The sequence below is a fragment of the Pseudomonas sp. GW821-FHT09H03 genome (assembly GCF_059415945.1).
In genome coordinates, this window is the sequence record NZ_JBWKOF010000003.1 from 147,712 (window position 1) to 171,150 (window position 23,439).

Annotated in this window: 23 protein-coding genes; 11 read left to right on the forward strand and 12 right to left on the reverse strand. The window is 58.5% G+C overall.

Annotated features, from left to right (window positions below; all coding sequences use genetic code 11):
* The first annotated feature begins 71 nt into the window (after nucleotides 1-71).
* Complete coding sequence (locus AC07OG_RS05540) at nucleotides 72-848, forward strand: ABC transporter substrate-binding protein (RefSeq protein WP_218424676.1); 777 nt, start codon at nucleotides 72-74, stop codon at nucleotides 846-848.
* A gap of 135 nt (nucleotides 849-983) precedes the next feature.
* Here AC07OG_RS05540 and AC07OG_RS05545 read toward each other — a convergent pair whose 3' ends face one another.
* The 5 genes from AC07OG_RS05545 to AC07OG_RS05565 all read right to left on the reverse strand — a co-directional run bounded on the left by AC07OG_RS05545 (nucleotide 984) and on the right by AC07OG_RS05565 (nucleotide 6,380).
* Nucleotides 984-1,625 carry a helix-turn-helix transcriptional regulator gene (locus tag AC07OG_RS05545; RefSeq protein WP_495066418.1) on the reverse strand — a complete coding sequence of 214 codons (642 nt, stop codon included), beginning with the start codon at nucleotides 1,623-1,625 and terminating at the stop codon, nucleotides 984-986.
* Nucleotides 1,626-1,714: 89 nt separating this feature from the next.
* Nucleotides 1,715-2,842, reverse strand: a complete 1,128-nt coding sequence (locus tag AC07OG_RS05550; protein ID WP_495066419.1) for an NAD(P)/FAD-dependent oxidoreductase — start codon at nucleotides 2,840-2,842, stop codon at nucleotides 1,715-1,717.
* Between the two features lie 225 nt (nucleotides 2,843-3,067).
* Nucleotides 3,068-4,012: an ornithine cyclodeaminase family protein gene (locus tag AC07OG_RS05555; RefSeq protein ID WP_495066420.1), complete on the reverse strand. Its 945-nt coding sequence runs from the start codon at nucleotides 4,010-4,012 to the stop codon at nucleotides 3,068-3,070.
* A 126-nt stretch (nucleotides 4,013-4,138) separates the two neighbouring features.
* Nucleotides 4,139-5,626: an ATP-dependent RNA helicase RhlB gene (rhlB, locus tag AC07OG_RS05560; protein WP_060539519.1), complete on the reverse strand. Its 1,488-nt coding sequence runs from the start codon at nucleotides 5,624-5,626 to the stop codon at nucleotides 4,139-4,141.
* Between the two features lie 97 nt (nucleotides 5,627-5,723).
* A complete protein-coding gene (locus AC07OG_RS05565) occupies nucleotides 5,724-6,380 on the reverse strand; it encodes an alpha/beta hydrolase (protein ID WP_060539520.1) in 657 nt (218 codons plus the stop codon).
* Between the two features lie 468 nt (nucleotides 6,381-6,848).
* On the opposite strand from AC07OG_RS05565, the gene AC07OG_RS05570 reads away from it, so the two are divergent.
* From AC07OG_RS05570 to AC07OG_RS05610, 9 genes are all read left to right on the forward strand, one after another.
* Nucleotides 6,849-7,880, forward strand: a complete 1,032-nt coding sequence (locus tag AC07OG_RS05570) for an amino acid ABC transporter substrate-binding protein (protein ID WP_060539521.1) — start codon at nucleotides 6,849-6,851, stop codon at nucleotides 7,878-7,880.
* 65 nt (nucleotides 7,881-7,945) lie between these two features.
* A complete protein-coding gene (locus AC07OG_RS05575) occupies nucleotides 7,946-9,127 on the forward strand; it encodes an amino acid ABC transporter permease (protein ID WP_060539522.1) in 1,182 nt (393 codons plus the stop codon).
* Nucleotides 9,128-9,137: 10 nt separating this feature from the next.
* Entirely contained in the window at nucleotides 9,138-10,235 is a 1,098-nt protein-coding gene (locus tag AC07OG_RS05580; protein WP_060539523.1) for an amino acid ABC transporter permease, read from the forward strand.
* 12 nt (nucleotides 10,236-10,247) lie between these two features.
* Nucleotides 10,248-11,012: an amino acid ABC transporter ATP-binding protein gene (locus tag AC07OG_RS05585; RefSeq protein WP_003178331.1), complete on the forward strand. Its 765-nt coding sequence runs from the start codon at nucleotides 10,248-10,250 to the stop codon at nucleotides 11,010-11,012.
* A 281-nt stretch (nucleotides 11,013-11,293) separates the two neighbouring features.
* Nucleotides 11,294-11,953, forward strand: coding sequence for a FadR/GntR family transcriptional regulator (locus AC07OG_RS05590; RefSeq protein WP_495066421.1), 660 nt, complete (start codon nucleotides 11,294-11,296; stop codon nucleotides 11,951-11,953).
* Nucleotides 11,943-13,250 (forward strand): CynX/NimT family MFS transporter, encoded by a 1,308-nt coding sequence (locus tag AC07OG_RS05595; protein ID WP_495066422.1) that lies wholly within the window; start codon nucleotides 11,943-11,945, stop codon nucleotides 13,248-13,250. The genes AC07OG_RS05590 and AC07OG_RS05595 overlap by 11 nt, the downstream gene beginning before the upstream one ends.
* Before the next feature lie 101 nt (nucleotides 13,251-13,351).
* The gene (locus AC07OG_RS05600) at nucleotides 13,352-13,822 is read left to right on the forward strand and encodes a nuclear transport factor 2 family protein (protein ID WP_060539526.1); all 471 of its coding nucleotides are present in this window, start codon (nucleotides 13,352-13,354) and stop codon (nucleotides 13,820-13,822) included.
* A gap of 39 nt (nucleotides 13,823-13,861) precedes the next feature.
* The gene (locus tag AC07OG_RS05605; protein ID WP_060539527.1) at nucleotides 13,862-14,179 is read left to right on the forward strand and encodes a GIY-YIG nuclease family protein; all 318 of its coding nucleotides are present in this window, start codon (nucleotides 13,862-13,864) and stop codon (nucleotides 14,177-14,179) included.
* 88 nt (nucleotides 14,180-14,267) lie between these two features.
* Nucleotides 14,268-15,203 carry a glutathione S-transferase family protein gene (locus AC07OG_RS05610; RefSeq protein WP_495066423.1) on the forward strand — a complete coding sequence of 312 codons (936 nt, stop codon included), beginning with the start codon at nucleotides 14,268-14,270 and terminating at the stop codon, nucleotides 15,201-15,203.
* A 108-nt stretch (nucleotides 15,204-15,311) separates the two neighbouring features.
* Here AC07OG_RS05610 and AC07OG_RS05615 read toward each other — a convergent pair whose 3' ends face one another.
* Nucleotides 15,312-15,662 (reverse strand): glutaredoxin family protein, encoded by a 351-nt coding sequence (locus tag AC07OG_RS05615; RefSeq protein WP_495066424.1) that lies wholly within the window; start codon nucleotides 15,660-15,662, stop codon nucleotides 15,312-15,314.
* A complete protein-coding gene (yejK, locus tag AC07OG_RS05620) occupies nucleotides 15,662-16,666 on the reverse strand; it encodes a nucleoid-associated protein YejK (protein ID WP_060539530.1) in 1,005 nt (334 codons plus the stop codon). The genes AC07OG_RS05615 and yejK overlap by 1 nt, the downstream gene beginning before the upstream one ends.
* Before the next feature lie 395 nt (nucleotides 16,667-17,061).
* Between yejK and AC07OG_RS05625 the strand changes: the two genes are divergently transcribed.
* Nucleotides 17,062-17,343 carry an HU family DNA-binding protein gene (locus AC07OG_RS05625; RefSeq protein ID WP_007905514.1) on the forward strand — a complete coding sequence of 94 codons (282 nt, stop codon included), beginning with the start codon at nucleotides 17,062-17,064 and terminating at the stop codon, nucleotides 17,341-17,343.
* Between the two features lie 129 nt (nucleotides 17,344-17,472).
* Here the strand turns inward: AC07OG_RS05625 and rlmF are convergent, their stop codons facing one another.
* From rlmF to AC07OG_RS05650, 5 genes are all read right to left on the reverse strand, one after another.
* A complete protein-coding gene (rlmF, locus tag AC07OG_RS05630) occupies nucleotides 17,473-18,495 on the reverse strand; it encodes a 23S rRNA (adenine(1618)-N(6))-methyltransferase RlmF (protein WP_495066425.1) in 1,023 nt (340 codons plus the stop codon).
* A 195-nt stretch (nucleotides 18,496-18,690) separates the two neighbouring features.
* A complete protein-coding gene (locus AC07OG_RS05635; protein ID WP_218424670.1) occupies nucleotides 18,691-19,218 on the reverse strand; it encodes a hypothetical protein in 528 nt (175 codons plus the stop codon).
* Between the two features lie 69 nt (nucleotides 19,219-19,287).
* Nucleotides 19,288-19,782 (reverse strand): hypothetical protein, encoded by a 495-nt coding sequence (locus tag AC07OG_RS05640; protein ID WP_495066426.1) that lies wholly within the window; start codon nucleotides 19,780-19,782, stop codon nucleotides 19,288-19,290.
* Between the two features lie 59 nt (nucleotides 19,783-19,841).
* On the reverse strand, nucleotides 19,842-20,294 hold the full coding sequence (locus AC07OG_RS05645) for a hypothetical protein (RefSeq protein ID WP_060539534.1): 453 nt from the start codon (nucleotides 20,292-20,294) through the stop codon (nucleotides 19,842-19,844).
* Nucleotides 20,295-20,472: 178 nt separating this feature from the next.
* Nucleotides 20,473-23,319 (reverse strand): valine--tRNA ligase, encoded by a 2,847-nt coding sequence (locus AC07OG_RS05650; protein ID WP_495066427.1) that lies wholly within the window; start codon nucleotides 23,317-23,319, stop codon nucleotides 20,473-20,475.
* Between the last annotated feature and the right edge of the window lie 120 nt (nucleotides 23,320-23,439).

The window sequence follows — 23,439 nt, forward strand, 5'->3', positions numbered from 1 at the left end:
AAAAAGGCTTCCTCCCGTTTCATCTCTTTCTTCTGTCTTGCCAAACCAACAACAATCGCGAGAAAACGAACATGAAGAAGTTCCCCCTCATCACCGGTCTGGCTCTGAGCCTGTTGGCGTGCAGCTCTGTGTTCGCCGCCGAGAAGACCTTGCGCATCGGTATCGAAGCGGCGTATCCACCGTTCGCCTCGAAAACCGACAAAGGCGAAATCGTCGGTTTCGACTATGACATCGGCAACGCCCTGTGCGCGCAGATGAAGGCCAAATGTGTGTGGGTCGAAGGTGAGTTCGACGGTCTGATTCCTTCCCTGAAAGTGAAGAAAATCGACATGGCGCTGTCGTCCATGACCATCAACGAAGACCGCAAGAAGTCGGTGGACTTCAGCCACAAGTACTACTTCACCTCGTCGCGCCTGGTGATGAAGGACGGCGCGGTGGTGGATGACCAGTACGCCAGCCTCAAGGGCAAGACTGTCGGCGTGCAGCGCGCCACCACGACCGACCGTTACGCCACCGAGGTGTTCGAGCCCAAAGGCATCAACGTCAAGCGCTACAGCAACAACGAAGAAATCTACATGGACCTGGCCGCCGGCCGCCTCGACGCGATTTTTGCCGACACCATTCCGCTCAATGACTTCCTGTCGATGCCGCGCGGCAAGGGCTATGCCTTTGTCGGGCCGGAGCTGAAGGATCCGAAGTATGTGGGTGAGGGGGCGGGCATTGCGGTGCGCAAGGGTAATACCGAGCTGGTCAGCGAACTGAATACAGCTATTGATGGCATTCGCGCCAGTGGCGAGTACCAGAAGATTTCGGACAAATACTTCAAGTCGGATATCTACGGCGACTGACAGTTCGCTTTCGCGAGCAAGCCCGCTCCCACAATGGATCTCTACGAGGCACAGACTTTGTGTTCGACGCAGAACCAGTGTGGGAGCGGGCTTGCTCGCGAAGAGGCCAGATAAAACAATACAAATCCCGGGGCTCTAGCCCTTCAATTCCTTCAAATGCTTGTACACCGTCGCCCGCCCCATGTTCAGCACATTGGCCACATAGTTCGACGAACTTTTACCCTTGAATGCGCCTTCGGCATGCAACGCCAGCACCAGTTCGCGTTTGTGGTCGCGGGTCAGCAGGTTCAGGCTCAACTGGCGTTCGCGCAGCCACGCATGAAGGAAGGTGTTGATCCGCTCCTGCCAGTCGTCGCGAAACAGTGAGTCCGGTTGCGGAATCAGCTTGGTCGGTGACAGGAACAGATCCAGCGCGGCTTTGGCATTCTCGAACAGTGAGATGTTCAGGTTGATGCACAGCACGGCCAGCGGATGCCCCGCGCCGTCACGCAGCACAGTACTGAGGCTGCGAATTTTCTGACCATCCCAGTTGAGCTTCTCGTACGGCCCGATGTTACGTTCGCTGACATCGTCGCTGAGCATGTCTTCCAGCGCCGAGTCATCACCGATTTCCCGTTTCGACAGGTTATTGGCGATGTAGTCGACCTTTTGCGTGCGCAGGTCGTGCAATACCACTTCGGCATGGGGAAAGAACAGCGTGGCGATGGCGTCGGCGATCGCCCGGAAGTTGTCCATGGCACTGTGGTTCAGGGTCGAGTCTTTTTCAGGGGCGTTCATCAGTGGAGCTCCAGGCAGCATCAACGCCCCGTGAAAGGGGCGCTGAAAGTGTGCCGTAATCAGGTCGACACGTCATCCGCGCAGGCGGGTCAGCCCAGGCGAGCGGGGGAGAGCATCTCGGCGTTCAGGCCGAAACGGCTGAGCGGTTCGGGCAGCGCTTCGCCACGGACCAATGCCGCGCTGGCCTGGCCCATGGCCGGCGAGGTCTGGATGCCATAACCACCCTGTGCCGCGACCCAGAACAGCCCCGGTACCTTCAGATCGAAACCGCACAACAAGTCGCCGTCACTGACGAAGCTGCGCAGGCCAGCCCAAGTGCGGGTCGGGCGGCGGATGGTCAGGGTCGTGGCTTCTTCGATCTGGTAGATGCCCATGGCGATGTCCAGCTCTTCAGGCTGCACGTCGTGAGGTTCCACCGGGTCGGCGTTGGCCGGCGAGCCGAGGAACATCCCGGCGTCGGGCTTCATGTAGAAGGATTCGTCGAGGCTGACCAGCATCGGCCAGTGGTGAATGTCCAGGCCTTCGGGGCCGGCGAAGATGAACGCGGCGCGGCGCTTGGGTTGCAGGCCCAGGGGTTGGGCGCCTGCCAGTGCAGCGATCTTGTCGGCCCAGGCGCCGGCGGCGTTGATGATGATTGGCGCGCTGAAGGTCTGGTTGCCGGTCTGGACGTGCCATGTACCTTGGTCGTCGCGGCTCAGGCTGACGACTTCGCTGTCGGTATGCACTTCGCCCTGGTTGCGGCGAATACCGCGCAGGTAACCCTGGTGCAGAGCGTCGGTGTCGATGTCGCTGGCGGTCGGGTCGTAGATGGCGCCGTGGACTTTCTCTCGGCGCAGGATCGGCAGGCGCGTGCAGGCTTCGTCGGCGCTGAGCAATTGCATCTGCGGAACCGTGGCTTTCGCGCTCAGGTACTGATTGTTCAGTTCGGCCGGGTCACCAGTGAAGTCCACTGTCATTTCACCGCGCGGGGTCAGCAGTGGATGTTCGCAGAAGCCGCTCGGCGGACTGTCGAAAAATTCCCGGCTGGCCAGGGTCAAGGCCCGAACCTGCGGGGTGCCATAGGCTGCGGTGTACAACGCAGCCGAGCGTCCGGTGGAATGGTAGGCCGGATGGGTTTCGCGTTCGAGCACGACCACGCGTGCGTGCTGCGACAGCCAGAAACCGGTGGAAGCACCGGCAATCCCGCCGCCGATGATGATGAAATCTGCCTGGCTCATGAACGTCTCCTGTAGAACGCAAATGCCGAATTAATAGTGCTTTCCTTGGTGGGGGACGATTTTGTGGCGAGGGGGCTTGCCCCCGTTCGGCTGCGCAGCAGCCGCGAATCCCACTGCATGCGGTCTTTCTGAATAACAGCAGCAACTGGTTGTGGGGCGGCTTCACCGCCCAACGAGGGCAAGCCCCCTCGCCACAAAAAGCCCGCTTCACTGGAGCGGGTTTTTTCAGTGCATCAATTGGTAAAGCGCATTGGCCAGTGCAATGTCTTCCAGGCCCAGGCCGATGGAGCGGAAGAACACGTGGCGGTTGTAGTCGGGACGCGGCACTTTTGCGCTGAGCAGGTCGGGCAGGTCGCCAACGATCGTGCCCTTGTCCCAGCCATGTTGCTCGCCGGCAATCAGCATTTCACCCGCCGAGCCCGGTGTGGTCACGCGGTAGTCACAGAACACCTGCATGTCGTTGAGGCTCTGCGGCGGAACTTCATGGGCGCGCGGGGCGTTGGTGCTGATAGAAGTGATCAGCGCCGGTTTGCTCAGGGTAGACGGATCGATCACCGGGCCGGCGGACGACGTGCAGAGCATGACCACATCCGCGTCTGTGATGGCGGCCTCACGACTTTGCGTGATGGTCAGGCGTGGCTCGATAGATTTGAGCAGACTCACCGTCTCAGGGTCTTCGTTCAGGCTCGGCGAGTACAGGCTGATGCTGTGCCAGTCGCGCAGGTTCTTTACATAGTGCAGATGCGCCTGAGCCACTTTGCCGCTACCGATGATCGCCAGGCGCCTGGCGTTAAGTGGCGCCAGGGCATCGACCGCCACCGCAGTGGTCGCAGCGGTACGTGCAGTGGTCAGTTCACCGGCGTCACACAGCAGCAGCGGCTGGCCGGTCTGCATCGACATCAACAGGGTCCACGCCGTCACCAGTGGTCCTTGTTCGCCCACGATGTACGGCGAAGTCTTGATCCCGTACACGCCATCCTCGGCCAAGACGCCCAGGTAGTTGATGAAGTCCCCGGCACCCTGTGGAAACTCCACCAGTTGCTGCGCCGGCTGCACCGCTTGCCCGGCCGCCAGCTCGCGGAACAGCTTGCGCAGAATCTGCGGTACATCGACCTGCGCCAACAGTTCGCGGGCCTGAAGCTGGGTGATCACATGGGGCGTGCTGGACATGGGCGGCTCCGGAAGTGGGGTGTAAACTAATTTGTCTATTATGGACTTTTAGATATGGCGCACAATATCCGGACGAAAAAAAAGCGCAGTCCGTTTCCGGCTGCGCCTTTTTCTGCAAGTCGGCCGTTACGGGCGCTTGCGCTCAACCGGCCGCAGGAGATGCGTCGGTGGTGTTTCACAGCTGATCTTGCGCCCCAGCTTCTCTTCGATGGACGGTAGCTGGTAGGAGTCGTCTTCACCGGCAAAGCTGATGGACACGCCATCGGCACCGGCACGACCAGTACGACCGATACGATGCACGTAGTCGTCCGGGACTTCCGGCAGGGTGAAGTTGATCACATGGCTGATGCCGTCGATGTGAATGCCGCGACCGGCCACATCGGTGGCGACCAACACGCGGATCTTGCCCTCGCGGAAACCTTCCAGGGTCTTGATGCGCTTGTGTTGCGGCACGTCGCCGGACAGCTGCGCGGCATTGACGCCGTCACGCACCAGGCGCTCTTCGATGCGTCGCACTTCATCCTTGCGGTTGGCGAACACCATCACCCGCTCCCAACCGTTGTCGTTGACCAGGTTGTAGAGCAGTTTGTATTTGTCGGCCCCGGCCACTGCATAAATATGCTGCTCGACGTTCTCGTTGGCCACGTTGGTGACTTCGATTTCGACGATGGAAGGATCGGTGGTCCATTGCTTGGCCAGGTTCATCACGTCGTCGGTGAAGGTCGCGGAGAACAGCAGCGTCTGGCGCTCGTTCTTCGGCGGGGTCTGGCGAATGATCTGGCGTACCTGCGGGATGAAGCCCATGTCGAGCATGCGGTCGGCTTCGTCCAGCACCATCACTTCGACCATGTCCAGGTGCACGTCGCCGCGCTGGTTGAAGTCGAGCAGACGGCCCGGCGTGGCGACAAGGATGTCGCAGTGGCGGGCTTCGAGGTGTTTGAGTTGCTTGTCGAAGTCCATGCCGCCAACAAAAGTCATGACGTTGAGGCCGGTGTACTTGGTCAGGTCGGCGGCGTCTTTGGCGATTTGCACCACCAGCTCGCGGGTCGGGGCGATGATCAATGCCCGAGGCTCACCCATGTAGCGCTCTTTGGGCGGCGGGGTCTGCAACAGCTGGGTGATGATCGATATCAGGAACGCCGCGGTTTTACCGGTGCCGGTCTGGGCGCGGCCGATGGCGTCTTTGCCGGCGAGGGTGAAGCCCAGCACCTGCGCCTGGATCGGCGTGCAATACGGGAAGCCCAGGTCCTGGATGGCGTGCATCAGTTCAGGGGCGAGTTTGAAATCGTGGAAGCGGGTTTTGCCTTCCTGGGGTTCGACGACGAAGTCTTCGAGTTTCCAGGGAATGACCGGGGCCTTTGGCTTCGGTTCGCGGCGCGGTTTGGCCGGTTTCGGCGCTTCGCTGCGCGGCTGCTCGGCGGCGGCTGGCACGGCAGGCTGTGCGGCCGGCGCGGTCGTCGGCTCGTGTTTCGGTGCCGCTACAGGGGCGGACCGACCAGACTGATGACCGTCGGTACGGTGGCTGGGGGTGTGAGACGGAGCGCTGGGGACTGGCGCGAGTTGCTCAGTCTCGCTTTTACCGAACATTTTCTTGAGTGCTTTGAGCACGGTCATCTCATCAATTGATTAAGGAATGTACGCCGGCCAGTGTAATGCAAGAATCGGGCGCGGCGTAGTGGGATGATCAAAGGGCGTTTTTAAACATGAATGTTCAGCGCAGGCGTTCGGCAAGCCAGGTGCCTATGTCGCGGATTTCCTCGGGTAACACTTCGTGCCCCATTGGGTATTCCTGCCATGTCACGGTGACACCACGTTGCTTGAGATGCTCGTAGGCACTGCGGCCCATCGAATTCTGTACCACGTCATCGTATTGGCCATGCAAAACAAGCGCAGGAATGCGCTGCTGGCTGGCCGACAATTCAAGTTCGTCACTGAAGGTCGGTGCATAAGTAGAGAGGGCAAGTACGCCACCCAGTGGTCCCTGCCATTTCATAAACGCGGTGTGGAACACTACGGCGCCACCTTGTGAAAAACCGGCGAGGAATATGCGCGAAGCGTCTATTCCGCTGGTTTTCTGCTCTTCGATCAACTCGATGACCCGGTTCGAGGACGCTTCCAGTTGCTCGCGGTCAATCGCGCGCGCGGGGCTCATGGCCAATATGTCGTACCAGCTTGGCATTTCGTAGCCGCCGTTGATGGTGACGGGGCGGTGCGGTGCCTGCGGCAGGACGAAGCGGGTTGTCAGCAAGGTTTCCTGCAGGGCTTCAGCCACGGGAAGGAAGTCATAGCGATCGGCGCCCAGGCCGTGCAGCCAGATTACGCAGGCGTCTGCCGGCTTGACGGGTTGAAGAATCAGGGGCTCGGTCATGTCTGCTCCAATTTAGTGCGTTCGCTCTCATTCAGTGCGTGGTCTGAGTGCGCGTCTGGTTGATCCGTTAAGAAGATGTCGCAAGGGTACAAGTTTTGCTATTGACCTGTCCTTGATTGGCTTCGGAAAGCGGTGTGGTACGGGCTTTGCTATAGGGAAGCGGTGCAACCCATCTCGAGCCCGGCGGTAACACTATCAGTCTACTGCTGGCCGCGGGATAGCTAAGAATCCGGTGATGGATGTTCGCCAAAGGCCGATACGGGCTTCGCGAACGTGAAAGGGCTACAGCCCGTTCGGCCGATTGGTGAGAAGTGAGTACTCCATGATGTGGATTTTCTCCTACTAGACTCATAGCTGGCGTCTTACGTCGGTTGACCCCAAAACAAGCCAACCCCGGGTCAACTACGCCTCAAAAGGGTGCGACTGGACTCACGCTCCGACACAACAAGAGCAAAACTGGAGGTTTGAATGAAGATGTTGAAATCCACCCTGGCTATCGTGACTGCTGCTGCAGTACTCGGTGTCAGCGGGTTCGCTCAGGCGGGCGCAACCCTGGATGCAGTGCAGAAAAAAGGTTTCGTACAGTGTGGCGTCAGTGATGGTCTGCCAGGCTTTTCGGTTCCGGATGCTACCGGCAAGATCGTTGGTATCGATGCTGACTACTGCCGTGCTGTAGCGGCTGCCGTTTTCGGTGACGCGACCAAGGTCAAATTCAGTCAGTTGAACGCCAAGGAGCGCTTCACCGCGCTGCAATCTGGCGAAATCGACATCCTCTCGCGCAACACCACCATGACCAGCTCCCGTGACGCGGGCATGGGCCTGAAGTTTCCTGGCTTCATTACTTACTACGACGGCATCGGCTTCCTGGTTAACAACAAACTGGGCGTGAAGAGTGCCAAGGAACTGGATGGCGCGACCATCTGCATCCAGGCCGGTACCACCACCGAACTGAACGTGTCCGACTACTTCCGCGGTAACGGTCTGAAATACACCCCGATCACCTTCGACACCTCCGACGAAAGCGCCAAGTCGCTGGAATCCGGTCGTTGCGACGTGCTGACCTCCGACAAGTCCCAACTGTTCGCCCAGCGCAGCAAGCTGGCTGCGCCGAAGGACTACGTGGTTCTGCCGGAAACCATTTCCAAGGAGCCTCTGGGCCCGGTCGTGCGTAATGGCGACGACGAGTGGCTGGCCATCGTGCGCTGGACTGGCTACGCCATGCTCAACGCTGAAGAAGCCGGCATCACTTCGAAGAACGTCGAAGCTGAAGCCAAAGGCACCAAGAACCCTGACGTTGCCCGTCTGCTGGGTACCGACGGTGAGTACGGCAAAGACCTGAAAGTGAAGAAAGACTGGGTCGTGCAGATCGTCAAGCAAGTCGGCAACTATGGCGAAGTGTTCGAGAAGAACCTCGGCAAGAGCACCCCTCTGGAAATCGACCGCGGGCTGAACGCCTTGTGGAACGCTGGCGGCATTCAATACGCACCACCAGTGCGCTGATGGTTCTATCACCCGGTGGGCCAACCACCGGGTGATGTTCTGTTCCATTATTTGCGGGGCACCTCATGCAAAATTCAATCGGCGCACCAAAGCAGAGGCTCAGCCTCAGCGATCCACGAGTGCGTGCGTGGGTATTTCAGATCATCACCATTGTGGCGGTGGTCTCATTAGGCTGGTTTCTGTTCGATAACACGCAAACCAACCTTCAGCACCGGGGCATTACTTCCGGTTTCGACTTTCTTGAGCGCAGTGCCGGTTTCGGCATCGCCCAGCACCTGATCGACTACACCGAAGCGGACAGCTATGCCCGGGTGTTTGTCATCGGCCTGCTCAACACCCTGCTGGTGACCTTCATCGGCGTGATCCTGGCAACCATCCTCGGTTTCATCGTCGGTGTGGCACGCCTGTCGAAGAACTGGATCATCGCCAAACTGGCGACCGTGTACGTGGAGGTTTTCCGTAACATTCCGCCACTGCTGCAGATCCTGTTCTGGTACTTCGCAGTGTTCCTGACCATGCCGGGGCCGCGCAACAGCCACAATTTCGGCGATACCTTCTTTGTCAGCAGCCGCGGCCTGAACATGCCCGCAGCGTTGGCGGCGGATGGTTTCTGGCCGTTCGTGGTCAGCGTTGTCGTGGCCATCGTCGCCATCGTGCTGATGAGCCGCTGGGCGAACAAACGCTTTGAAGCGACGGGCGTGCCGTTCCACAAGTTCTGGGTCGGCCTGGCCCTGTTCCTGGTGATCCCGGCGCTGTGTGCGTTGATTTTCGGCGCTCCAGTGCACTGGGAAATGCCGGAGCTCAAGGGCTTCAACTTCGTGGGTGGCTGGGTACTGATCCCGGAACTGCTGGCCTTGACCCTGGCCCTGACGGTGTACACCGCAGCGTTCATCGCCGAGATCGTGCGTTCGGGCATCAAGTCGGTCAGCCATGGCCAGACCGAAGCGGCCCACTCGCTCGGCCTGCGCAACGGTCCGACCCTGCGCAAGGTGATCATCCCGCAAGCCCTGCGCGTGATCATTCCACCGCTGACCAGCCAGTACCTGAACCTGGCGAAGAACTCCTCGCTGGCGGCCGGTATCGGTTATCCGGAAATGGTCTCGTTGTTTGCCGGTACGGTGCTGAACCAGACCGGGCAGGCGATCGAGGTGATTGCGATCACCATGAGCGTGTACCTGGCGATCAGTATCAGCATTTCCCTGCTGATGAACTGGTACAACAAGCGCATTGCGCTGATCGAGCGGTAAGGAAAAGCGCATGACGACTCATACTTTCAAACCTGACATGCCGCCACCGAACCGCAGCATCGGTGTCGTGGCGTGGATGCGCGCGAACATGTTCTCCAGCTGGCTCAACACCCTGTTGACCCTGTTTGCGTTCTACCTGATCTACCTGGTTGTACCGCCGATCCTGCAATGGGCGATCCTCGATGCCAACTGGGTTGGCACCAGCCAGGCCGACTGCACCAAGGATGGCGCCTGCTGGGTGTTCATCCAGCAGCGCTTCGGCCAGTTCATGTACGGCTACTACCCGCCGGAACTGCGCTGGCGCGTGGACCTGACCGTGTGGCTGGCGGTCATCGGCGTGGCACCGCTGTTCATCTCGCGCTTTCGCCATAAGGCCGTGTATGGCCTGAGCTTCCTGGTGCTGTACCCGATCATTGCCTGGTGCCTGCTGCACGGCGGCGTGTTCGGCATGACCCAGGTGGCGACCAGCCAATGGGGCGGCCTGATGCTGACCTTGGTGATTGCCACCGTCGGCATTGCCGGTGCGTTGCCGCTGGGGATTGTCCTGGCACTGGGCCGTCGTTCGAACATGCCGGCGATTCGTGTGGTCTGCGTGACCTTCATCGAATTCTGGCGCGGCGTGCCGTTGATCACGGTGCTGTTCATGTCTTCGGTAATGCTGCCGTTGTTCCTGCCCGAAGGCATGAACTTCGACAAGCTGCTGCGAGCGCTGATCGGTGTGATCCTGTTCCAGTCGGCCTATGTGGCCGAAGTGGTGCGCGGCGGTCTGCAAGCGATCCCTAAAGGTCAGTACGAAGCGGCTGCGGCGATGGGGCTGGGTTACTGGCGCAGCATGGGCCTGGTGATTCTGCCGCAAGCCCTGAAGCTGGTAATTCCTGGCATCGTCAACACCTTCATTGCGCTGTTCAAGGACACCAGCCTGGTGATCATCATCGGCCTGTTCGACCTGCTCAACAGCGTCAAGCAAGCCGCCGCCGATCCGAAATGGCTGGGTATGGCCACCGAAGGCTATGTGTTCGCGGCCCTGGTGTTCTGGATTTTCTGTTTTGGTATGTCGCGCTATTCCATGCATCTGGAACGCAAGCTCGACACTGGCCACAAGCGTTAGGAGTTCTCTGTAATGAGCGAAGCAATCAAACAGCCTGTGAGCCCTGAAGGCATTATTCAGATGCAGGGCGTGAACAAGTGGTACGGCCAGTTCCATGTGTTGAAAGACATCAACCTCAACGTCAAGCAGGGTGAGCGTATCGTCCTGTGCGGTCCGTCGGGCTCTGGCAAATCCACCACCATCCGCTGCCTCAACCGTCTGGAAGAGCATCAGCAGGGCCGCATCGTGGTCGATGGCGTGGAGCTGACCAACGACCTCAAGCAGATCGAAGCGATCCGCCGTGAAGTCGGCATGGTGTTCCAGCACTTCAACCTGTTCCCGCACCTGACCATCTTGCAGAACTGCACCCTGGCGCCGATGTGGGTACGCAAGATGCCCAAGCGCAAGGCCGAGGAAATCGCCATGCACTACCTGGAACGCGTACGCATTCCGGAGCAGGCGCACAAGTACCCGGGGCAACTGTCCGGTGGTCAGCAACAGCGTGTGGCGATTGCCCGTGCGCTGTGCATGAAGCCGAAAATCATGCTGTTCGACGAACCGACTTCGGCACTCGACCCGGAGATGGTGAAAGAGGTACTGGACACCATGATCGGCCTGGCCGAAGACGGTATGACCATGCTCTGTGTAACCCACGAAATGGGCTTCGCCCGCACCGTGGCCAACCGCGTGATCTTCATGGATAAGGGCGAAATCGTCGAACAGGCCGCACCGAACGACTTCTTCGACAACCCGCAGAACGACCGCACCAAGCTGTTCCTGAGCCAGATCCTGCATTGATCTGATTCAAGCGTGGAAATGAACCCGGACTTGTTCCGGGTTTTTTTTGTGTGCCAAAAAACACTGAAAATCAACTGTGGGAGCGGGCTTGCTCGCGAAAGCGCCGGATCAGTCGAAATCATGTTTGGATGTCAAACTGCTTTCGCGAGCAAGCCCGCTACCACAGGATTTGTGGTCGACAGGTCCACTGTCGACACAAAACGTGTGCGGTTGCCCTCCAGTGCAATGTTGACTAACATGCCAGGAAATTCATCCTATGATTGGATGAAAGGGTGAATCCAATGTCAGTCATTTCTCCATTAGTTAAACGATCCTTGGTTGATCAAGCGCTGGATCAGTTGCGTCAACGCATCAACCAAGGCGTGTGGGTGGTGGGGCAGCGCTTACCCACCGAACCCGAGTTGTCCGCAGAACTGGGCATCAGCCGCAACACCGTGCGTGAAGCCATGCGGGTGTTGGCGTTTTCCGGGTTGATCGAGATACGTCAGGGCGACGGCAGTTACCTGCGAGCGGTGGTTGATCCGCTGGATACGCTGAAAGCCTTGTCCCGCTGTTCCCTCGAGCAGGCTCGGGAAACCCGGCACATTCTTGAGGTCGAAGCCATTGGCCTGGCGGCGTTGCGACGCACCGATGAAGATCTGCTGGCCTTGCGCGAGGCACTGGGTGTCAGTGGCAGTCACTATCACGGCGACCTCGACACCTACATCGCTTGCGATCTGGTGTTCCACCGCCGCCTGGTGGACGCCGCGCACAACCCGACCCTCAGCGAGTTGTATCGCTACTTTTCCAGCATCGTCGGCGCGCAGTTGCGCCAGACCTTGAACGTCACGCCCCGACGCCAGGAAGTGTTCGACCTGCATATCGAGTTGCTCGACGCCGTCGAACAACGCGATCCGGAGCGGGCCAAAGCCCTGTCGAGGCGGTTGATCAATGAACCTTGAAAAAGAGAACACCATGCCGAGCAAGTCAGGCAACACTGCTCAACCCAAGCGCACCGCAGAGCTCGAAGAGCTGCTGATCGACGCCGAGGTCGATGACGAACAGGTCCAGCCGGCTCAGCCGCTGCTGCGCCGGCCGTGGCTGTTGCTGCTCGGGCTGATTCTGGTGGCGCTGAACCTGCGCCCGGCGCTGTCGAGCATGGCGCCGATGCTCAGCGAAGTTTCCAGGTCCCTCGGCCTGTCGGCATCCCAGGCCGGTTTGCTGACGACCTTGCCGGTACTCTGCCTGGGTCTGTTCGCGCCATTGGCACCGGTGCTGGCAAGGCGTTTTGGTGCCGAGCGGGTGGTGTTGGGGATTCTCCTGACGTTGGCCGGTGGAATCATCCTGCGCAGTTCGTTCGGTGAAATCGGCCTGTTTGCCGGCAGCGTGTTGGCGGGGGCGAGCATTGGTGTGATCGGCGTGCTGCTGCCAGGCATCGTCAAGCGTGACTTCCCAAAGCAGGCCGGGACCATGACCGGCGTCTACACCATGGCCCTGTGCCTGGGCGCCGCGATGGCTGCCGGCGCAACGGTGCCGCTGAGCGAGCATTTCGACAAGAGCTGGGCCATGGGCCTGGGCTTCTGGGTGATTCCGGCGTTGGCGGCGGCGATTTTCTGGCTGCCGCAAGTTGGCCAGAAGCACGGCGCGCATCACGTCGCCTACCGGGTGCGTGGTCTGTTGCGTGACCCGCTGGCCTGGCAGGTGACGTTTTACATGGGCCTGCAATCGTCCCTGGCCTACATCGTATTTGGCTGGTTGCCCTCGATCCTGATCGGGCGCGGCCTGACGCCGACCCAGGCCGGGCTGGTGTTGTCGGGCTCGGTGATCGTGCAACTGGTCAGCTCTCTGGCCGCACCGTGGCTGGCCACGCGCGGCAAGGACCAGCGCCTGGCCATTGTGATCGTCATGGCGTTGACCCTCGGCGGCCTGTTCGGTTGCCTGTATGCACCGATCGAAGGATTGTGGGGCTGGGCCATTGTGCTCGGGCTGGGGCAGGGCGCCACGTTCAGCCTGGCGTTGACCCTGATCGTGCTGCGCTCGCGCGATTCCCACGTGGCGGCAAACCTGTCGAGCATGGCCCAGGGCTTCGGCTATACCCTGGCGTCCATGGGGCCGTTCGCGGTCGGTATCGTGCATGACTGGACCGGTGGCTGGACGGCCGTGGGCTGGATCTTCGGTGTGATCGGCCTCGGCGCGATCCTCGCCGGTCTCGGTGCGGGGCGATCGTTGTACGTTCAGGTGGAAAGCGAAAAGATCTGATTCCCGCACACTGTCGGTATTCGGTTCACGAATGCCGATAGTGCACAGTGCATTTGTTGACTATGGTGCAGGCAATCCTTATTAACGCTTGGACCCTGCCCATGACTGACGCCCATAACGCACTGATCACCCGGTTCTACGAGGCCTTCCAGCGCCTGGACGCCGAGGCCATGGGTGCCTGCTATACCGATGACGTGGTGTTCAGTGATCCGGCGTTCGGCGAACTGCGCGGGCGGGATGCCGGTGACATGTGGCGCATGCTCACCACGCGCGCCAGGGATTTCTCTCTCACCTTCGATAACGTCCGCGCCGACGAACGCGCGGGTAGCGCCCATTGGGTGGCGACCTATCTGTTCAGCCAGACCGGCAATACCGTGGTCAACGATATCCAGGCGCGTTTCGTTTTCCGCGACGGCAAGATCTGCGAGCATCACGACAGCTTTGACCTGTGGGCCTGGTCGCGTCAGGCACTGGGTTTCAAAGGGCTTTTGCTGGGCTGGACGCCCCTGGTGAGAAACGCTGTTCGTGCCCAGGCATTGAAGGGGCTGAAGGCATTCCAGGCCAGTCGCTGATAAGATCGCGACTTGTCCTTTTCAAGCCTTGATCGTCACGTGAGCAGCCCGAGCCAATCCCCTGTCATTGCCGCCGAACCGACACCGGTCAGCAAACCCTGGTTTGTCTATCTTGTGCGCGCCGCCAATGGCTCGCTCTACTGCGGGATCAGCGATGATCCCGTGCGCCGCTTCGCCAAGCATCAAAGTGGCAAGGGCGCGCGGTTCTTTCTTTCCAGCCCGGCCATGGCGCTGGTCTACACCGAAGCCTGTCGCGATAAAAGCGAAGCGCTGCGTCAGGAACGCTTGATCAAGAAACTCAGGAAAAGCGCCAAGGAGTGCCTGGTGGCCAGCGCTGCCAGCGCCTTATCAATCTGATTGATCAGTTGCCATCAGGCAGATCTGTAGGCTGCTATCCGATTGCGCGCTAAGCTGCTGCTTCCTTATCAGTGCGGCGGAGCCGAGCATGTCCGAGTTGATTCTTCATCATTACCCGACGTCCCCCTTCGCTGAAAAGGCCCGCCTGCTGCTGGGCTTCAAAGGCTTGTCCTGGCGCTCGGTGAAGATCTCGCCGGTAATGCCCAAGCCCGATCTCACGGCTCTCACCGGCGGCTATCGTAAAACCCCGGTGCTGCAGATCGGCGCGGATATTTATTGCGACACCGCGTTGATCGCCCGTCGCCTGGAGCAGGAAAAAGCCCTGCCGGCATTCTTCCCCGAAGGTCAGGAAATGATCGCCGCCAGCTTCGCCACCTGGGCCGATTCGGTGGTGTTCCAGCATGCGGTCAGCCTGGTGTTCCAGCCGGAATCGATCGCGGTGCGCTTCGCCAGTTTGCCGCCGGAAGCGATCAAGGGATTCATCGCTGACCGTGCCGGTTTATTCAGTGGCGGCAGCGCGACCCGATTGTCCGCCGAGCAGGCCAGGCATCAGTGGCCGACGATCATGACGCGCCTTGAGCAGCAGCTGCAGCGCGAAGAGGGTGATTATCTGTTCGGTGAGCCGTCGATTGCCGACTTCGCTCTGGCTCACTCGTTGTGGTTCCTCAAGGCGACGCCTGTGACCTCGCCGCTTGTGGATAACTATCCGGCGGTTGCGGCCTGGTTGGTGCGTGTCCTGGGCTTTGGTCATGGAGCGTCGAGCGAGATGACCTCGCAAGAAGCCCTGGACGTTGCCCGCAACGCTACGCCGGCAGCTTTGCCGGACGAGTCGTTCGAAGATCCGAATGGTTTCACCGCAGGCCAGCAGGTGGTGATTGCCGCGATCGATTATGGTGTCGATCCGGTGGCCGGTGAGTTGTTGTTTGCTGGCAGCGAGGAATTGATCCTGCGTCGGGAAGACGAACGTGGCGGCGTCGTGCATGTGCACTTCCCGCGGTTCGGTTTCCGTATCGAGGCTTGCTGATCAACTGTAGGAGCGAGCATGCTCGCGATGGTCGTGAACGATAACGCGTGAATCCAGATACCCAACGGGGTTCTCCGGTTTTTCGCGAGAGTGCTCGCTCCTACAGGATCATTTCAAAGCGGCGAGGATCGCATCCGGGTCGTAGCCGCGAATCAAGGTCCCGTTCACGTCGATGATCGGAATCCCGCCGCCGCCCAAGGCCTCGTAGTCCTTGCGAGCCAAGGCATCCTTCTCGATATCGACTTCCTTGTAGGGAATGCCTTTCTGATCGAGAAAGCGCCTGGTCAATTTGCAGTAACCACACCACTCAGTGGCGTAGAGCACCACGTTGGCCCTGGCCTGGGTCTGCTCCGACACCACCTGCGCCGGATTGAACACCCGCTCGATCTTGCCCCAGTTCTGATAAACCACGACCACCAGCAGGATCAGCAGGACTTTCTTCAGTACACCGCCGAGCATCAGTTGCGTCGCTTGAGCTGGTCGGTGAGCGAAGTCGGCAGGCCCTTGATGACCAGGGTGCCGGCCTCTTCGTCATACTCGATCTTCGAGCCCAGCAGGTGCGCTTCGAAGCTGATCGACAGGCCTTCGGCGCGGCCGGTGAAGCGGCGGAACTGGTTCAGGGTGCGTTTGTCGGCCGGGATCTCCGGCGACAGGCCGTAGTCCTTGTTGCGGATGTGATCGTAGAAAGCTTTCGGGCGCTCTTCGTCGATCAGCTCCGACAGCTCCTCCAGGCCCATGGGCTCGCCGAGCTTGGCCTGGCTGCTGGCGTAGTCCACCAGGGTCTTGGTTTTTTCACGGGCATCGTCTTCAGGCAGGTCTTCGCTTTCAACGAAGTCGCTGAAGGCTTTGAGCAAGGTGCGGGTTTCGCCCGGGCCGTCGACGCCTTCCTGGCAGCCGATGAAGTCGCGGAAATACTCCGATACCTTTTTGCCGTTCTTGCCTTTGATGAAGGAGATGTACTGCTTCGACTGTTTGTTGTTCTGCCACTCGGAGATGTTGATCCGCGCCGCCAGGTGCAACTGACCCAGGTCCAGGTGCCGGGACGGGGTCACGTCCAGTTGGTCGGTCACGGCCACGCCTTCGCTGTGATGCAGCAGGGCGATGGCCAGGTAATCGGTCATGCCTTGTTGATAGTGAGCGAACAGCACGTGACCGCCCACCGAGAGGTTGGACTCTTCCATCAGCTTCTGCAGGTGTTCCACCGCCACCCGGCTGAATGCGGTGAAATCCTTGCCGCCCTCCAGGTACTCCTTCAGCCAGCCGCTGAACGGGTGCGCCCCGGACTCGGCATGGAACAATCCCCAGGCCTTGCCTTGTTTGGCGTTGTAGCTCTCGTTGAGGTCGGCAAGCATATTCTCGATGGCGCTCGACTCGGCGAGTTCAGAGTCGCGAGCGTGTAGAACTGCTGGTGTGCCGTCGGGTTTTTTGTCGATCAGGTGGACGATGCAATGGCGGATCGGCATGGGCTTCTCGGCTGAATGAAGAGAGGAGGGCATGCTCCCCGAAAAAGCGCTCAGTGTACCGCAACCATTGGTTTTGGCGCGGGATGAAGGGCAAATCCGGGGCGACCGGTGGTCCTTATGCTGTTTTTTCCTGTTTTAGCACAAGAAAGCTGACCAAATGGTTCGCTAGAGGCGGATATTTCCACCTCTCTGTGCTAGCTTTGCCCGGTCTTGCGCGAAGTCACTGCGTTAAGCGTGCAGTCAGCAATTGTCAGGTCGAACCAAACCCTGATTTCGGAATCTATAACCCGGATCCCGAGGTTATTTACCCGAGGGTGCCGGATCCAAAAGATCGGGCTCGATGGCTGACACTGCACTCTGCAATCCATATGAATTTGATAGGGAAGGAACACTACATGGCTCTTACTAAAGACCAACTGATCGCCGACATCGCTGAAGCTATCGACGCGCCGAAAACCACCGCGCGTAACGCTCTGGACCAACTGGGCCAAATCGTTGCTGATCAGCTGGAAAACGGCGGCGAAATCACTCTGCCAGGTATCGGCAAGCTGAAAGTGACTGAGCGCCCTGCCCGTACCGGCCGTAACCCTTCGACTGGCGCTGCCATCGAAATCGCTGCCAAGAAAGTGATCAAGCTGGTTGTGGCCAAAGGCCTGACCGACGCTGTCAACAAGTAAGACTTGTTAAAAAACCGTGCGCCGGAGCGATCCGGGCACGGTTTTTTTGTGTCTGCGATTTGCCTCAAGCACCTCTAAACCATGTGGGAGCGGGCTTGCTCCCACAGTTGGACGACGTGGGGCGGTGACTCAGTTTTTGCTTGCCCAGCGCTCGCGCCAGGTCTGTTGCTGTGCTTTGGTCTGGAACGTCCAGGCGACAAAGCGACTCTGTTTTTGCCCCTGGGACATTTCCACCACCTGGCTTTCCAGCGCCCCAGCCTTTTTCAGGGCAGTCTGGATCGCCGGCAGATTCGATGCCTTCGACACCAGGGTACTGAACCACAACACCTGTTGCCCCACTTGCACGCTCTCGCTGATCAATTGTGTGACGAACCGCGCCTCGCCACCTTCGCACCACAACTCCGCCGCCTGACCGCCGAAATTCAGCACCGGCAGTTTGCGTTTCGGGTCGGCTTTGCCCAGTGCGCGCCATTTACGCGTACTGCCGCGGGTGGCTTCCTCCAGTGACGCGTGGAACGGCGGGTTGCACATGGTCAGGTCAAACCGCTCGGCGCTCTCCAACAGGCCGCTGAGGATCTGTTTGGGATTGCCCTGCTGGCGCACCTGGATGGCCTTGTTCAAACCGTTGGATTGAATGATGGCCTTGGCTGCGGCGATGGCAGTCGAGTCAATGTCCGAGCCGAGGAACTGCCAGCGGTAATCGCTGTAACCGATCAACGGGTAGACACAGTTGGCACCCATGCCGACGTCCAGCACCTTGACTGCGGCGCCCCGGGGAATCTCACCGTCATTGTTACTGGCCAGCAGGTCGGCGAGGAAGTGCACGTAATCGGCGCGCCCAGGTACCGGCGGGCACAGGTAATCGGCAGGAATGTCCCAGTGGGCAATGCCATAGAATGATTTGAGCAACGCCCGGTTGAACACCCGCACCGCGTCCGGGCTGGCGAAGTCGATGCTTTCCTTGCCGTATGGATTGATGATCACGAACTTCTTCAGTTCCGGGGTGCTTTTGATCAGCGCCGGAAAGTCGTAACGACCCTGGTGGCGATTGCGCGGGTGCAGGCTGGCCTTTTCCTTCGGTGCAACGGCTGTGGCCGGGGTCTTCGGTTCGGGCTTTTTGCGCGCAGGCTTGGGGGGACGTGGGGCGGTCATGGGTGTGGTCGATTCGGGTATGGCTGAAAGTGGCGAGCATTGTCCCACATAATCAGATACACGCGCGGCTGTCCGGAATCGTCCGCACCAAAATCGCTGACCTGCGTTGACTGTTGCTGATTGCGCAACGTCGTAGATTTTCCAGGTATAACAAAGGTGGTGCGCACGAGTGACATTCAAAGCATGGACAGTCGATTAGACTTCACCCGGAAAGCCCAGGTATGGCGCGTTACGCTCCAGTATATTCAAAGTCAGTGTAACACCAGCACTTGAGGTGAGTATTATATGAGGTGGTTCGTTATCCCAGCTAAATTCTATCGCTAACTTGTTCCCGCTTCGAGTCTGCAGGATTATCTCTTCTTTGTTGCTGGCTAGATTGTCGAGCGTCAAAATTTTTCCATTGCCATTCAGGATGTTGAAGCTGGTAGGGACGTCTGCTGTGCTGGTTGTTATATAACAGGGGTTTCCATGGATTGTGAATAGGTAATCGTGTTTTTTCTGGTCGAGTCTGGCGATCTCGTCGAGGGTTCTTCCGAAGTGTTCACCTTTAGTTCGGACATAGATGTTGTAGTAGTCGCCTTCACAGCGGAAATAAAATATAAAGGCAGCGTCATTGTCATCACCCAGCATTAACACCGGTAGGCCATATGGTCGTCCAATAATTAGCGGTTTATCCCATAATGCCAGTGTTGCAAGAAAAGATTTTTGTCGAAGTGTGCTCATAGTGAAATTCCTTTTCAGCTATAAAGTTACATAAGGTTTTAATGGTGATGCCAGTGCATTGATAGGCTATTAGATTTCATCCGGAAAACCCAGGTACGGCGCGTTGCGTTCCAGGATATTCAAACTCAAAATCATTTGATGATCTATGGCCGGATTTAAAGGGTGCGATATTCGTAGGGGGAAGTATCCTTCGCGGCTCCAATCAACTTCAAGAAACAGTCGTTTTCCATTTCGAGTTTGCAGGTATATATTTTCATTGTTGCTTGAAAGACTGTCGAGTGTGAGGGTTTTTCCATCAGTGTTCAGGATTGTGAAGCCCGTAGCTTTTGCACTGTTCGCTATAACATACTGGTCGTTTATGTCTAGAGTCTTTCCGAAATGGTTGCCTTCGGAACGGACATAAATGTTGTAGAAATCACCTTCGCAGCGAAAGTAAAAGATAAGGGCGGTGTCGTTGTGTTCGCTCACACTTAATGTGTCGTTGTTGTACGAGCGGTGAATGATCAGTGGTTTGCCTTTCAATGCCAATGTCGCAAGAAATGACTTTTGTCTGAGTGTACTCATAGTGGAAATCCTTTTCAGCTATAAAGTTATGTAAAGATTTAATTGTGTTGAAAGATAAACTAAGGTGCGTTGCGCTCTAAAATATTCAACTCGAGGTTCAGCTTGTATTGGCCAACCGTTGACACCCTTTGTGGATCGTCTCCCCAGACAATTTCGGTTTTTAACTCCTTGCCATCCCGGGTTTGCAGACGTATCACTTCTTTGTCGTTTGTCAGGTTATCGAGTGTCACGACTTTCCCGTCAGCATTCGTAAGATTGAACGTGGTTGGGTTGTTCGTGGTAGCGACTGTAAACACCACACCGGCCAAATTGATGGTTGGCCCTAAATGGTCATCTTTCGACCAAGCGTGCAGGGTGTAATGACCTTCTTCATAACGGAAATACACGACGTCGGCGACCCCGTTCTCGACGAGCGTCCATACCGGTGTATTGCCATTATGGGAAACCATCGCCAAGGCATTATTACCCGTATTCAATGTTGCGAGAAACGATTTGTGTTGTTGGGTACTCATACTGAGATTCCTTTTTCAGTGTTTTAGAATTTGCAGATAGTTCAAAGTCACTGCCAATCACAGCTTATCCATTTTTTATGAATAAGTGGCCTGATTAAATATTAAGTAATCATCCATAAAAAACGCCCCGATTATCGGGGCGTTTTTTGTACTTTATAGCCAGGCATTCAACAGCAATTTACAAACTTGCGATCCTTGCATGCTGTTCTGCCAATTTTCCCAAAGCCTGTTCGGCTTCGGCCAATTTGGCGCGTTCTTTCTCGATGACTTCGGCTGGCGCCTTGTCAACGAACCCGGCGTTGGACAACTTGCCACCCACGCGCTGCACTTCGCCTTGCAGGCGCTGGATTTCCTTGTCCAGACGCGCAAGCTCGGCACCTTTGTCGATCAGGCCGGCCATCGGCACCAGCACTTCCAGCTCGCCGACCAGTGCGGTAGCGGACAGTGGTGCTTCTTCGTCAGCAGCGAGTACGGTGATCGATTCGAGGCGCGCCAGCTTTTTCAGCAACGCTTCGTTCTCGGTCAGGCGACGCTGATCCTCGGCGCTGACGTTTTTCAGGAACAGCGGCAGCGGTTTGCCCGGGCCGATGTTCATTTCGCCACGGATGTTACGCGTGCCGAGCATCAGGCCCTTGAGCCATTCGATGTCGTCTTCGGCCGCCTGATCAATGCGTGTTTCATTGGCCACCGGCCAAGGTTGCAGCATGATCGTCTTGCCTTCGATACCGGCCAGCGGCGCGATGCGCTGCCAGATTTCTTCGGTGATGAACGGCATGAACGGGTGCGCCAGACGCAGGGCGACTTCCAGTACGCGAACCAGGGTACGGCGAGTGCCGCGCTGACGTTCGACCGGTGCGTTTTCGTCCCACAGCACTGGCTTGGACAGTTCCAGGTACCAGTCGCAGTACTGGTTCCAGATGAACTCGTAAAGTGCTTGTGCGGCCAGGTCGAAACGGAACTGGTCGAGTTGACGGGTCACTTCGGCTTCGGTGCGTTGCAGTTGCGAAATGATCCAGCGGTCCGCCAGGGACAGCTCGTAGGCTTCGCCGTTCTGGCCGCAGTCTTCGCCCTTGTCCAGCACGTAGCGCGCCGCGTTCCAGATCTTGTTGCAGAAGTTGCGATAGCCTTCGACGCGGCCCATGTCGAACTTGATGTCGCGACCGGTGGACGCCAGCGAGCAGAAGGTGAAGCGCAGGGCGTCGGTGCCGTAGCTGGCGATGCCTTCGGCGAATTCGTCGCGGGTCTGTTTCTCGATCTTTTTCGCCAGCTTCGGCTGCATCATGCCGGAGGTGCGTTTCTGCACCAGGGCTTCGAGCTCGATACCGTCGATGATGTCCAGCGGGTCCAGGACGTTGCCCTTGGACTTGGACATCTTCTGGCCCTGGCCATCGCGTACCAGGCCGTGAACGTACACAGTCTTGAACGGAACCTGCGGCGTGCCGTCTTCGTTTTTCACCAAATGCATGGTGAGCATGATCATCCGGGCAACCCAGAAGAAAATGATGTCGAAGCCGGTGACCAGTACGTCGGTGGAGTGGAATTTCTTCAGGAATTCGGTCTTCTCCGGCCAGCCGAGGGTGGAGAAGGTCCACAGGCCCGAGCTGAACCAGGTGTCGAGAACGTCATTGTCCTGTTGCAGGGCAACGTCCGGGCCGAGGTTGTGCTTGGCGCGCACTTCGGCTTCGTCGCGGCCTACATAGACCTTGCCAGACTCGTCGTACCAGGCCGGAATCCGGTGACCCCACCACAGCTGACGGCTGATGCACCAGTCCTGGATGTCGCGCATCCACGAGAAGTACATGTTTTCGTATTGCTTGGGCACGAACTGGATACGGCCGTCTTCAACGGCGGCAATCGCAGGCTCGGCCAATGGTTTGGTCGACACGTACCACTGGTCGGTCAGCCATGGTTCGATGATGGTGCCGGAGCGGTCACCTTTCGGCACTTTCAGGGCGTGATCGTCGACGCTGACCAGCAGGCCGGCGGCGTCGAACGCGGCCACGATCTGCTTGCGCGCTTCGAAACGGTCGAGACCGGCGTATTCGGCCGGGATCTTGCCGTCGATGGTTTCGTTCAGCGTGCCGTCGAGGTTGAACACCTGGCAAGCCGGCAGGACTGCAGCGTTCTTGTCGAAGATGTTCAGCAGCGGCAGGTTGTGGCGCTTGCCGACTTCGTAGTCGTTGAAATCGTGAGCCGGGGTGATTTTCACGCAGCCGGTGCCGAATTCAGGGTCGCAGTAGTCGTCGGCGATGATCGGGATGCGGCGGCCAACCAGTGGCAGCTCGACAAATTTGCCGATCAGGGCTTTGTAGCGTTCGTCGTTCGGGTTCACCGCGACGGCGGAGTCGCCGAGCATGGTTTCCGGGCGAGTGGTCGCGACGATCAGGAAGGCGTTGTCTTCAGCGGTTTTCGCGCCGTCAGCCAGCGGGTACTTCAGGTTCCACAGGAAACCTTTCTCGTCGTGGTTTTCCACTTCGAGGTCGGAAATCGCCGTGTGCAACTTGGTGTCCCAGTTGACCAGGCGCTTGCCGCGGTAGATCAGGCCGTCTTCATGCAGGCGCACGAAAGCTTCTTTAACCGCTTCCGAGAGGCCGTCGTCCATGGTGAAGCGCTCGCGGCTCCAGTCCACGGAGGAGCCGAGACGACGGATCTGACGGCTGATGTTGCCGCCGGACTCATCCTTCCATTCCCAGACTTTCTCGAGGAATTTCTCGCGGCCCAGGTCGTGGCGACTCTGGCCTTTGGCTTCGAGCTGACGCTCCACCAGCATCTGCGTAGCGATACCGGCGTGGTCGGTGCCCGGCTGCCACAGGGTGTTGCGACCCTGCATGCGGCGGAAACGGATCAGGGCGTCCATGATCGCGTTGTTGAAGCCGTGACCCATGTGCAGGCTGCCGGTGACGTTCGGCGGCGGGATCATGATGGTGTAGGACTCGCCCGCGCCTTGCGGGGCGAAGTAATTCTCTGACTCCCAGGTGTTGTACCAGGAAGTTTCAATGGCGTGCGGCTGGTAGGTCTTATCCATGCGCGGCGGGACCCTATTGGCATTTATTCAGGAAAAGCCGGCAAGTATAGCGGGGATGAGCGCATGCGCGTAGAGCGAGGTGACGGTGGGGGGTGAATAATTGTGATGATTTGGGGGGAT